General features: G+C 67.4%; 9 protein-coding genes. 6 read left to right on the forward strand and 3 right to left on the reverse strand.

Annotated elements, in window-relative coordinates; all coding sequences use genetic code 11:
• Positions 1-88: 88 nt before the first annotated feature.
• The 3 genes from boxB to J8I82_RS04460 all read right to left on the reverse strand — a co-directional run bounded on the left by boxB (position 89) and on the right by J8I82_RS04460 (position 4,397).
• Entirely contained in the window at positions 89-1,516 is a 1,428-nt protein-coding gene (boxB, locus tag J8I82_RS04450) for a benzoyl-CoA 2,3-epoxidase subunit BoxB (RefSeq protein WP_209754760.1), read from the reverse strand.
• 45 nt (positions 1,517-1,561) lie between these two features.
• Entirely contained in the window at positions 1,562-3,220 is a 1,659-nt protein-coding gene (boxC, locus tag J8I82_RS04455; RefSeq protein ID WP_209754762.1) for a 2,3-epoxybenzoyl-CoA dihydrolase, read from the reverse strand.
• Positions 3,221-3,434: 214 nt separating this feature from the next.
• Positions 3,435-4,397 carry a helix-turn-helix transcriptional regulator gene (locus J8I82_RS04460; protein ID WP_209754764.1) on the reverse strand — a complete coding sequence of 321 codons (963 nt, stop codon included), beginning with the start codon at positions 4,395-4,397 and terminating at the stop codon, positions 3,435-3,437.
• 87 nt (positions 4,398-4,484) lie between these two features.
• Here J8I82_RS04460 and J8I82_RS04465 point away from each other — a divergent pair, with 87 nt between their 5' ends.
• From J8I82_RS04465 to J8I82_RS04490, 6 genes are all read left to right on the forward strand, one after another.
• Complete coding sequence (locus tag J8I82_RS04465; RefSeq protein ID WP_209754765.1) at positions 4,485-4,973, forward strand: DUF4863 family protein; 489 nt, start codon at positions 4,485-4,487, stop codon at positions 4,971-4,973.
• An 8-nt stretch (positions 4,974-4,981) separates the two neighbouring features.
• Positions 4,982-6,529, forward strand: coding sequence for a 3,4-dehydroadipyl-CoA semialdehyde dehydrogenase (locus J8I82_RS04470; RefSeq protein WP_209754767.1), 1,548 nt, complete (start codon positions 4,982-4,984; stop codon positions 6,527-6,529).
• 105 nt (positions 6,530-6,634) lie between these two features.
• Entirely contained in the window at positions 6,635-8,239 is a 1,605-nt protein-coding gene (locus J8I82_RS04475; RefSeq protein ID WP_209754769.1) for a benzoate-CoA ligase family protein, read from the forward strand.
• A gap of 33 nt (positions 8,240-8,272) precedes the next feature.
• A complete protein-coding gene (locus J8I82_RS04480; RefSeq protein ID WP_209754771.1) occupies positions 8,273-9,655 on the forward strand; it encodes an MFS transporter in 1,383 nt (460 codons plus the stop codon).
• Between the two features lie 137 nt (positions 9,656-9,792).
• Positions 9,793-10,749 (forward strand): LysR family transcriptional regulator, encoded by a 957-nt coding sequence (locus J8I82_RS04485; RefSeq protein ID WP_209754772.1) that lies wholly within the window; start codon positions 9,793-9,795, stop codon positions 10,747-10,749.
• A gap of 204 nt (positions 10,750-10,953) precedes the next feature.
• On the forward strand, positions 10,954-12,267 hold the full coding sequence (locus tag J8I82_RS04490; RefSeq protein WP_209754774.1) for an MFS transporter: 1,314 nt from the start codon (positions 10,954-10,956) through the stop codon (positions 12,265-12,267).
• The last annotated feature ends 18 nt before the right edge of the window (positions 12,268-12,285 follow it).

Genomic DNA, 12,285 nt, shown 5'->3' on the forward strand with positions numbered 1-12,285 from the left:
CTTCGTTGAAGCTCCCGCCCTCACCCCCGCCCCTCTCCCGCAAGCGGGAGAGGGGAGAAAGCCGGCAGCACGGAAGCCGCCATGCCGGTCAGTTAAACCGCACGTACTCGAAATCCACCGGCTGGCGGTTGATACCCATGACCGGCGGCGCGATCCAGTTGGCGAACTTGCCCGGCTCGACCACGCGGCCCATCAGGCTGGCGACAAAGGCGCGGTCGCCTTCGGTGGGCAGCCACTGGTCGCGGAAATCGCGCCATTCGGCGTCGGAGACTACGCGGCCGTCCGGCGATACCTTCACGCCGGCCAGCGCGCCGATATTGCGGTGGAAAGCCTTGTGCGGCACCTTCAGGCGGAACGGGATGCCGGCCTTCTCGATCACCTTGTTCCAGCGCTCGACGCCGGCCATGCTGTCCTTGATGTAGTCGTCGCGCAGCACTTCGTTGAGCGCGTTGAGCATCGGCACTTCCTTCTCGGTCAACTGGCCGTTCTGCGCCTGCAGGATGCGGTAGGTCTGGCCCTTGAGCACGTGGTCGTCCATGCGCTTGCCTTCTTCATAGCGGCCCTTCAGGCCGGTGCTGTAGAAGGTGGCGGCGTTGCTCGACTCATCCGCGCCGAACAGGTCGATGGTGACGCTGTAGTGGAAGTTCAGGTAGCGCTGGATGGTCGGCAGGTCGATCACGCCTGCGGCACGCAGCTTCGCCGGATCGTCTGTCTTCAGTTCGTTCATCACCTGGCAGGTGCGCTGGATCACGCGCGACACGCCGCTCTCGCCGACGAACATGTGGTGCGCTTCCTCGGTCAGCATGAATTTAGTGGTCCGTGCCAGCGGGTCGAAGGCGCTCTCGGCCAACGCGCATAGCTGGAACTTGCCGTCGCGGTCGGTGAAGTAGGTGAACATGAAGAACGACAGCCAGTCAGGGGTCTGCTCGTTGAACGCCTGCAGGATGCGCGGGTTGTCCTGCTGGCCGCTGCGGCGCTCCAGCAGCGCTTCGCCCTCTTCCCGGCCGTCGCGGCCGAAGTACTTGTGCAGCAGGTAGACCATGGCCCACAGGTGGCGGCCCTCTTCCACGTTGACCTGGAACAGGTTGCGCAGGTCATACATGCTGGGCGCGGTCAGGCCAAGGTGACGCTGCTGCTCCACCGATGCCGGCTCGGTGTCGCCCTGCGTGACGATGATGCGGCGCAGGTTGGCACGATATTCCCCGGGGATGTCTTGCCACGCGTCCTCGCCCTTGTGGTCGCCGAAGTGGATCCTGCGGTTGGCCTCTGCCGGGTTCAGGAAGATGCCCCAGCGGTAATCCGGCATCTTGACGTGGCCGAAGTGGGCCCAGCCCTGCGGATCGACGCTGATCGCGGTGCGCAGGTAGATGTCATGGCTGTGCGAGCCTTCCGGGCCCATGTCGTTCCACCAGCTCAGGTAGTTGGGCTGCCACTGCTCGAGCGCGCGCTGCAGGGTGCGGTCTTCGCTCAGGTTGACGTTGTTGGGAATCTTGTCGCTGTAGTTGATGCCGGACATGGTGGTCTCCTGGGGAGGACGATTCGGTTGTCGTTGGGTGCGGGATCAGACGCGGTTCCAGTCGAAGGCAGCCTTGTCGCCCTTGCCGTAGACCTTGAGCGCCCCCTTGTCGCCGACGGCGTTGGGGCGCTGGAAGATCCAGTTCTGCCACGCGGTCAGACGGCCGAAGATACGGGTGAACATATTTTCCTGGCCGTTGAAGCGCAGGTTGGCTTCCATCCCGGTCAGCGCATCGGGCGACATCGCCACGCGCTCTTCCAGCGCGATGCGCACTTCATCGGTCCAGTCGATGTCGTCGGGATTGGCGGTGACCAGGCCGAGCGCATGGGCGGCATCGGCATCGAGCGCTTGGCCGGCCCTGGCGCGCACCGCGTCCAGCGCCGGCTGTTCGTCATAGAAGCGGCGGCCCAGGCGGCTCTGGCCGGTGGCCATCGGGTACAGGCCGAAGTTGACTTCCGCCACGGTGATCTTCGGCGCGCGCGCCTCGTCATCGGGCAGCGCCAGGTGATAGCTGCGGTCGCAGGCCAGCGCCAGTTCCAGGAAGGTGCCAGCAAAGCAGGAGTCCGGTTCGATCAGCGCGAACAGGCTGCGCGACGACACGTCCAGTCGGCTCAGCGTGCGGCGCAGCAGGCCGATGGTTTCGCGCACGAACCAGTGGTCCTTGTGCGCCAGCAGCGTCGCGTCGGTGGCCAGCACCGCGGCGGCGTCGCCGCTGGTCTTGATCAGCCAGGTGCCGATGTCCAGCTCATTGGTGCGCATCGACAGGATCGCGTCTTCCAGTTCGCGCGCCAGTTGCAGCGGGTACCAGCTGGCGCCGGCTTGCACGATGTCATCAATGTCTTGCGGCTGCGTGCCCGTCGGCGCCTTGATCGTGAACGTGGCGGTGCGGCCGGCGCGGTCGATCTCGACCGTCACATGCGTATAGCGCAGCGCATCGGCTTCGGTGGTGCGCTCGATCGGCGTGAGCGCGACGCCCTGCGCATCGGCCGGCCGGTCGCTCTTTGCGGCCAGCGCCAGCGCACGCTCCTGCACCTTTTGCGCAAACACCGCCGGCTTGGCGATATCGTCGACCAGCCGCCAGTCCTTGGCGCGCTGGCCGCGCACGCCTTCGGTGGTGGTGCAGAAGATATCTGCCAGGTCGTGGCGCACATGGCGCTTGTCGGTCACGCGGGTCAGGCCGCCGGTGCCCGGCAGCACGCCCAGCAGCGGCACTTCCGGCAGGCTGACCGCCGACGAGCGGTCGTCCACCAGCAGGATCTCGTCGCAGGCCAGCGCCAGTTCATAGCCGCCGCCGGCACAGGCGCCGTTGACCGCGGCCAGGAACTTCAGGCCGCTGTGCTGCGACGAGTCCTCGATGCCGTTGCGGGTCTCGTTGGTGAACTTGCAGAAGTTGACCTTCCAGGCATGGCTGCTGACGCCGAGCATGAAGATATTGGCGCCCGAGCAGAACACCTTGTCCTTGCCGCTGGTGACAACCACGGTGCGCACTACCGGATGTTCGAAGCGGATGCGGTTGAGCGCATCGTTCAGCTCGATATCGACGCCGAGGTCGTAGCTGTTCAGCTTGAGCTTGTAGCCGGGACGCAGGCCGGCGTTTTCGTCGATATCCACCGCCAGCGTGGCGACAGGGCCTTCGAACTTCAGCTTCAGGTGCTTGTACTGGGCGGGGGTGGTCTGGTACTCGACGCGGGGGGCGGTGGTCACGGCGGTGTCTCCTCTGTGGATCTGCACCATAGTGCATGAGCAGGAATCTGTTGAAACGAACTATAGTTCATCAACAGAATTTCATGCAAGCACTATTGTGCAGATTTTGGAGGATATGGCGAACGCGGCGCCGCCATGGTTCATATGCGGCGTTCGCGCCGCCCGGAAAGCAGAACGGCGGCACCGAAGTGCCGCCGCTGACAGCAGACTCGGTTCAGCCCGGCATCTGCAGCGCCGTGCGCACCAGCTCGCGCAGCGCCGCGAACGTGGCTTCAAGCGGCTGCGCACTGGTATCCAGCGAAAACTCCGCCTTGGAATAGAACGCGGCGCGGCCGGCCAGGATATGGCGCAGGTCTTCCATCGCCTCCTTGCTGGCCGCCATCGGGCGGAAGTCGCCCTGTGCCCGCACGCGCTCCATATGGTCTTCCGCGTCGGCCTGCAGCCAGACCGTGGTGCAGTGGGCCAGCAGCAGGTTGAAGGTGGCCGGGTCGGACACCAGCCCGCCGGGCGTGGCGATGACGGCTTCTGGATAGATCTGGATGGCCTCTTCCACCGCCCGGCGCTCGTAGCGGCGGTAGGCGTTCATGCCGTACAGCCCCTGGATCTCGGCAATGCTGCAGCCGGCGAACTTCTCGATCTCGCGGCTCAGCTCGACGAACGGGAAGTCCAGGTCCTCGGCCAGCATGCCGCCCAGCGTGGTCTTGCCGGCGCCGCGCAGGCCGATCAGCGCCACGCGCGGGCTGCGCGCCGCCTGCACGGCATTCTCGCCGCCGGTGCCGAGCATTTCGCCCACGGCAATGCGCACGCGCCGCAGCGTGGCTTCATCGCGGTGCTCCAGCAGCTCGCGCAGCAGGATCCATTCCGGCGAGGACGTGGTGACGTCGCCCAGCAGCCCGGCCAGCGAGCACTGCAGCGCGTCGGCAATGTGCTGCAGCACCAGGATCGACGCGTTGCCGCTGCCATATTCCAGGTTGGCCAGGTGCCGCTCCGACACCCCGGCGGCCTGCGCCGCGGCCTTGCGTGTCAGGCCGCGGCGCGCGCGCAGGTCGCGCACGCGCTCCCCCAGCGCGACCAGGAAGGGGTTCTTCTCGGCGCCGTTGGCGGCGGCTGCGCCTGAATCATCTTGCAGGCGCTGATCCCGGGTTAACCCAGATTCATGCAATATAGTGCTTGACATGATTTCTCGGCGGTCCTATTTTTCATACATGCACAATAATGCATGAAGTCTTGGATAGCAATGGCTGAATCAGACGGAGCCCCTCGGATGTCCCCCACCCTCTCTCCAACGCAATTCCGCGAGCAGATTGCGCAACTTACCGCACAGCTTGCCGGCCGGCCGCTCGATGCCGCCCTGGACGACTGGCTCAATGCCGAGCATGGCGCCAGCACTGCCACCTACCAGCAACTGAAGGCAAGCTGCGAGGCCGGTGTGGCGGAAGGCTGGCTGTGCGACCGCGAAGGCGGCGGCATCCGCTACGGCCGCATCTTCAAGCCCGCCGGCGACCTGCACGGATTCTCGGTCGACGTGGTCGACATGCGGGACATTGCCGGTCCGCACCATATGCATCCCAACGGCGAGATCGACCTGATCATGCCGCTGGAAGGCAATGCGCAATTCGATGGCCGCGCCGCCGGCTGGCTGGTATGTCCGCCGGGCAGTGCGCACCGCCCCACCGTCAGCAACGGCCGCGCGCTGGTGCTCTACCTGCTGCCTGAAGGCCGCATCGACTTCACCCGCGACTTCACCCGCTAAGGACTGCCATGACCGAACTGCTTTCCAACTATCTCGGCGGCAAATGGCAGGCAGGCAGCGGTGCCGGCACGCCACTGTTCGATCCCGTGCTGGGCGATGAACTGGTGCGGGTCGATGCCACCGGCCTGGACCTCGCCGCCGGCTTTGCCTTCGCGCGCGAACAGGGCGGTGCCGCCCTGCGCGCGCTGACCTACCGCCAGCGCGCCGCGCTGCTGGGTGAAGTCGTCAAGGTGCTGCAGGCCAACCGCGATGCCTATTACGAGATTGCCACCGCGAACAGCGGCACCGTGAAGAACGATTCCGCGGTCGACATCGATGGCGGCATCTTTACGCTGGGCACCTATGCGAAGCTGGGCGATACGCTCGGCGATCGCCACTACCTGCCCGACGGCGAGGCCGCGCGGCTGGGCAAGGATCCGCTGTTCCAATCGCAGCACGTGCTGGTGCCCACGCGCGGCGTGGCGCTGTTTATCAATGCCTTCAACTTTCCAGGCTGGGGCCTGTGGGAGAAAGCTGCGCCCGCGCTGCTGGCCGGCGTGCCGGTGATCGTCAAACCCGCCACCGCCACGGCCTGGCTGACCCAGCGCATGGTGCGCGACGTGGTCGAGGCCGGCGTGCTGCCGGCCGGCGCGCTGTCGGTGATCTGCGGCAGCTCGGCGGGGTTGCTGGACCCGTTGCAACCGTTCGACGTGGTGTCGTTCACCGGCTCGGCCGATACCGCCGCGGTGATCCGCTCGCATCCGGCTATCGCGCAACGTTCGGTGCGCGTGAATATCGAGGCGGACAGCATCAACAGCGCGGTCCTGCTGCCGCAGGCGGGGCCGGACGCCGCCGCGCTCGACCTGCTGGTGAAGGAAGTGGTGCGCGAGATGACGGTCAAGTCCGGGCAGAAATGCACCGCGATCCGCCGCGTGTTCGTGCCCGAAGCGCTCTACGGGCAGGCCGCCGAAGCGATCGGCGCGCGGCTGTCGAAAGTCACCGTCGGCAATCCGCGCAACGACGCGGTGCGCATGGGCGCGCTGGTCAGCCGCGCACAGTTCGATGCGGTCACCGAAGGGCTTGCGGCGTTGCGCCAGCACGCGCAGATGCTGCACGACGGCACGCGGCAGCCGCTGGTTGACGCCGATCCGGCCGTGGCCTGCTGCATCGGGCCGACGCTGCTCGGCGTCGCCGATGCCGATGCGGCCTCAGCGGTGCACGACACCGAGGTGTTCGGCCCCGTCGCCACGCTGCTGCCCTATCGCGATACCCCGCATGCGCTCGCTCTGGTGCGCCGCGGCCAGGGTTCGCTGGTGGCCTCGCTCTATGGCAGCGATGCCGCGGCGCTCGGCGCCGCGGCGGTCGAACTGGCCGACAGCCACGGCCGCGTGCATGTGATCTCGCCCGACGTCGCGCAGCTGCACACCGGCCACGGCAACGTGATGCCGCAATCGCTGCATGGCGGCCCCGGCCGCGCCGGCGGCGGCGAGGAGCTGGGCGGCCTGCGCGCACTGCATTTCTACCATCGCCGCAGCGCGATCCAGGCCAGCACCGGGGTACTTGGCACGCTGGCCTGACCGCGGTCCCCCTTCACACGTTCATACGCCTTCACCGCTCCTTCACCGCGTCGCCCTCGCATGGCGGCGCGCAGCACACCGTACACCAGTAACGGGGAGACAAGCATGACCGCCACCACCGCAGGCGTCCCGGTGCAGCCGCCGGGCGCGTCCTTCAACTTTGCCGCGCACGTGCTGGCGTGCAATGCCGGACGGCCGGACAAGACCGCTTACATCGATGACGACGGCCAGCTGACCTACGGCGAGCTGGCGCAGCAGGCGCGGCGCGTGGCCGCCGCGCTGCTCGGCGCCGGCGTGCGCCGCGAGGAACGCGTGCTGCTGCTGATGCACGACTGCACCGACTGGCCAGCGAGCTTCCTGGGCGCGATGTATGCCGGCATCGTGCCGGTGGCGGTCAATACGCTGCTGACCGTCGATGACTACGTCTACATGCTGCAGCACAGCCGCGCGCAGGCGGTGCTGGTGTCGGCGGCGCTGCTGCCGGTGCTGCAGGACGCGCTGGCGCGGCCCGGGCATGAAGTGGGCAAGGTGTTCGTGTCGCGCGCGCAAGGCCAGTTGCCTGAGGGCATGGTGTCGCTCGACACGGTGCTCGCCGCGCAACCCCCGCTGGCGGTGCCCGCCGCAACCAGTTGCGATGATCCGGGCTTCTGGCTGTATTCATCCGGCTCGACCGGACAGCCCAAGGGCGTGGTGCACAGCCATGGCAACCCCTACTGGACCGCCTCACTCTACGCCGCTCCGGTGCTGGGCCTGCGCGAGGACGACACCTGTTTCTCCGCGGCCAAGCTGTATTTCGCCTATGGTCTCGGCAATGGCCTGAGCTTTCCGTTGAGCGTTGGCGCTACGGTGGTGCTGATGGCCGAGCGGCCCACGCCCGAGGCCACCTTCCGCCGCTGGCTGGAACACAAGCCCACGGTATTCTTCGGCGCGCCCACCGGCTACGCCGGCATGCTGGCCCATCCTTCATTGCCCGCGCGCGCCGACGTGGCGCTGCGGCTGTGCTCGTCGGCCGGCGAAGCCTTGCCCGCGGATATCGGCCAGCGCTTTACCGCGCATTTCGGCTGCGAGATCATCGACGGCATCGGCTCCACCGAGATGCTGCACATCTTCCTGTCCAACCGCCCTGGCCAGGTCCGCTACGGCACCACCGGCTGGCCGGTGCCGGGCTACTCGATCGAGTTGCGCGACGAATCCGGCCAGCCCGTTCCCGACGGCGAGATCGGCGACCTCTATATCCAAGGCCCCAGCGCCGCGATGATGTACTGGGCCAATCGCGAGAAAACGCGCGACACCTTCCGCGGCGGCTGGACCAAGAGCGGCGACAAGTACGTGCGCAACCCGGACGGCACCTACAGCTACGCCGGACGCAGCGACGACATGCTCAAGGTCAGCGGCATCTACGTCTCGCCGTTCGAGGTCGAGGCCACGCTGGTGCAGCACCCCGCCGTACTCGAAGCGGCGGTGATCGGCGTGCCTGACCAGGAGGGGCTGGTCAAGACCAAGGCGTTCGTGGTGCTCAAGTCCGGCGCGCAGCTTGGTGACAGCGAGCTGAAGGCCTTCGTCAAGGAGCGGCTGGCCGCCTACAAGTACCCGCGTGCGATCGAGTTCGTCGACACGCTGCCCAAGACCGCCACGGGCAAGATCCAGCGCTTCGTGCTGCGCGAGCGCGAACTGAAGGCCGCCGCAGAGCGCGCCGTTGCAGTGGCGTGAGCACGCGCCATCCCACCATACCGGAGACAACCCATGCGTCAGATCGACGTCCACCAGCTGGCCGACGAGGCCCGCTTCAACCGCTTCCATGCGCAGATCCTGTTCTGGTGCGCGCTGATCATTATCTTTGACGGCTATGACCTGGCCGTTGCCGGCATTGCGCTGCCGTCGATCATGAAGGAGATGGGCGTGACCGCCACCAGCGCGGGCTTCATGGTCAGCTCGGCACTGTTCGGCATGATGTTCGGCGCGATCTTCCTCGGTACCGTGGCCGACCGCATCGGCCGCCGGCGCGCCATTGCCATCTGCATCGGCCTGTTCAGCGTGTTCACGGCGGCGGCTGGCTTTGCCGGCGATCCTGTCACGTTCAGCGTCACGCGCTTCCTGGCGGGGCTGGGCATCGGCGGCGTGATGCCCAACGTGGTGGCGCAGATGAGCGAGTACTCGCCGCGCAAGCTGCGCGGCACGCTGGTGACGCTGATGTTCAGCGGCTATTCGGTCGGCGGCATGCTGGCCGCGCTGCTGGGCAAGGGCCTGATCGAGAGCTATGGCTGGCAGTCGGTGTTCCTGGCCGCCGGGCTGCCGGTGCTGCTGATCCCGCTGGTGCTGCGCGCGCTGCCGGAATCGATGCCTTACCTGATCCGCACCAGGCAGACCGCCATGCTGCAGTCCGTGGTAGCGCGGCTGGTGCCGTCGCACCGCCCGCAGGCCGGCGACGTCTTCACGCTGCCCGCAGACGAGAGTGACAGCAAGACGGCCGGCAGCGCGCCGATCCGCCGCCTGTTCCAGGATGGCCGCGGCTTCAGCACGGCGATGTTCTGGGTGGCGTTCTTCATGTGCCTGTTCATGGTGTACGCGCTCAGCTCGTGGCTGACCAGGCTGATGGCCGGCGCCGGCTACACCCTCGGCTCGGCGCTGACTTTCGTGCTGGTGCTGAACTTCGGCGCGATGATCGGCGCCGTCGGCGGCGGCTGGCTGGCCGACCGCCTGCCAATCAAGCATGTGCTGATCGGCATGTACGCGCTGGCCGCGATCTCGATCACGCTGCTGGGCTACCCCATGCCGACCGCCGCGCTGTTCGTGATGGTGGGACTGGCCGGTGCCTCGACCATCGGCACGCAGATCGTCACCTATGCCTATGCGGGCCAGTTCTACCCGATGGCGGTGCGCGGCACCGGCATCGGCTGGGCCTCGGGCGTGGGCCGCAGCGGCGCGATCTTGGCGCCGATCGTGATCGGCGTGCTGGTGGGGATGTCGCTGCCGCTGCAGCAGAACTTCATGGCGATTGCAATCCCCGCGGTGATCGCAATGCTGGCGGTGTCGCTGATCAACCACCGCCGGTCGGCCTCGGCGCAGGCGGAGACTGCCGCGGAGGTGAAGGTGGCAACACCGGCCCCCGCCGCGAGCAAGGCCTGAGCGGCGCGTGCGACGCATCCTGTTGGGTTCCATGCCACAGGGAAAGCCGGGATGTTTCCGGCTGCCCGGTGGCTGCTATCATCGCCGCCGCGCACGGCAGCGTGCCGCCCCGCCCGAGGCGAACACGAGAAGCGACCATGGAACTCAGACAGCTCAAGTACTTCGTCGGCATTGTCGATGCCGGCAGCGTGTCGCGCGCCGCGCAATGCCTGTTCGTCGCCCAGTCGGCGCTGAGCAAGCAGATCAGTGACCTGGAGCAGGAGCTCGGCGTGCAGCTGCTGGTGCGCGGGCGCGGCGGCGTGCAGGTGACCGAGTCGGGCAAGGTCTTCTACGAGTACGCGCAGGGCATCCTGAAGCAGCTGGAAGACGCGCGCACCGCGGTGCGCGCGCCCGAATCGATCGTCGGCTCGGTGATCCTGGGCGTGCCGCAGAGCGCCTCGGCGGCGCTGGCACTGCCGCTGCTGCAGGCCGCGCGCGCCCAACTGCCGCAGGTGTCGCTGCACCTGAACGAGGAACTGACCGGCAACCTGCTCGACCAGCTCAGGCAGGGCCGCATCGACCTGACCGTGTTCACTTCCAACGTCCCGCTGGCCGATTTCGATTTCGAGCCCATGGCCGACGAGGACTTCTACTGGATTCGGGGCGCGGGCTATCCAGGCCCCGCGCCGGAGGCCGGCATGACGCTGCAGGCGATCGCCGCGCAGCCGCTGATCCTGTCGGCGTCGCAGCACAATCACTGCCTGCGCGCCATCATCGAGCAGGTCTTCGGCGAGCAAGGCATTGCCATGCCGTCGCTGGCCGCTGAAATCAACTCGGTCCATACGCTGAAGCGCGCGGTGCAGGCGGGCATCGCCCCGACCATCCTGCCGCTGGCCCTGGTGGCGCAGGAGGTGGACGCCGGCGACCTGGTCGCGCATCCGATCCTGTGCGACGCCATGCGGCGTACGCTGGGCACCTGCCTGTCGCGCGACCTGCCGCTGACCCATGCCAAGCGCGCGGTGCGCACGCTGGTCGGCAATGTGGTGCGGCAGTTGTGCGACCAGGGCGGCTGGCGTGGCGCGCGCGCCGTCAGCGCCGACGGCACGCGGGACTGATCCGCCGCTTCCCCCGTCTTTCGGCGCCGCCTCGGCGCATCTTTCCTGGTTCCCTTCCCAGATCCCTGACAGGGTCCCCTTGCCATCTCGCTCGCAGATGGCCGGTTCTCCAATCCATATTTTTCTTTTGGTTCGATTGCGGCGACGATAGCCCCGCGCCATCGAGACGGCGCGCCACGCCATAAGAACAGATACGGAGACTGCATGACCATCCCCACCACCGTGCCCGCCGCGGCCGGCCCCCTTGAAGCCGCCGGCGATTCCGTCTACCGGAAAGTCGCCTGGCGTCTCGTACCCCTGCTGTTCCTCTGCTATATCGTCGCCTACCTGGACCGCGTCAATGTCGGCTTCGCCAAGCTGCAGATGCAGGCCGACCTGCAACTGACCGAAACCGTATACGGATTGGGCGCCGGCATCTTCTTCGTCGGCTACTTCCTGTTCGAGGTGCCGAGCAACCTGGTGCTGCATCGCTATGGCGCGCGCCGCTGGATCGCGCGCATCATGATCACGTGGGGCCTGCTGTCGGCGGCGATGATGCTGGTGAAGTCGCCCGCCTCCTTCTACGTGCTGCGCTTCCTGCTGGGCGCGGCCGAGGCGGGCTTCTTTCCCGGCATCATCCTGTACCTGACCTACTGGTTCCCGGCGCAGCGGCGCAGCCGCGTGACGTCGATGTTTATCGCGGCAATCCCTGTGTCGGGCATCCTCGGCGGCCCGCTGTCGGGCTGGATCCTCAAGTACATGGGCGGCATCGCCGGCATGGCCGGGTGGCAGTGGATGTTCCTGCTGCAAGGGCTGCCCACCGTGCTGGTCGGCCTGCTGGTGCTGAAGTACCTGGACGACCGCCCCGCCGCCGCGCGCTGGCTGGCGCCGCACGAGCGCGACGTGCTCGCACGCGACATGGCGGCGGAACAGTCGCACAAGGGCGACACCGGCATCCGCCCGGTGCTGACCAGCCCGCGGGTGTGGGCACTGGCGCTGGTGTACTTCGCCTTTGTCTCCGGCCTGTATGGCGTGAGCTTCTGGCTGCCCAGCATCATCCGCGGCACGGGCGTGGCCGATCCGCTGCAGATCGGCCTGCTCAGCGCCGTGCCGTGGATGTTCGGCGTCGTGGCGATGTATTGGGTCGCGGCCAGCGCCGACCGCCACCTGGAGCAGCGCTGGCACGCCGCGCTGGCCGCGCTGGCCGGTGCCGCGGGCCTGGTGCTGAGCGTGGCGATGCACGGCAACCAGTGGCTGGCGATGGCGGGCCTGACGGTGGCGACCATGGGCATCATGGCTACGCTGCCGGTGTTCTGGGCGCTGCCCACCATGCTGCTGGGCGGTGCCGGCGCCGCGGCGGGCATTGCACTGATCAATTCGTTCGGCAACCTGTCCGGCTTCAGTGCGCCCTTCCTGGTGGGCCTGATCCACGATGCCACCCACAGCACCGATGCCGGTCTCTACATGCTGGCCGGGTGGCTGGTCGCCGGCGCCGCGCTGGTGCTGCTGGTGCGCCCCACGCGCGCGCCGCTTCAATGAACTCCCTTCCTCACGCTA

The organism is Cupriavidus consociatus (assembly GCF_017814975.1).
Taxonomy (GTDB): domain Bacteria; phylum Pseudomonadota; class Gammaproteobacteria; order Burkholderiales; family Burkholderiaceae; genus Cupriavidus; species Cupriavidus consociatus.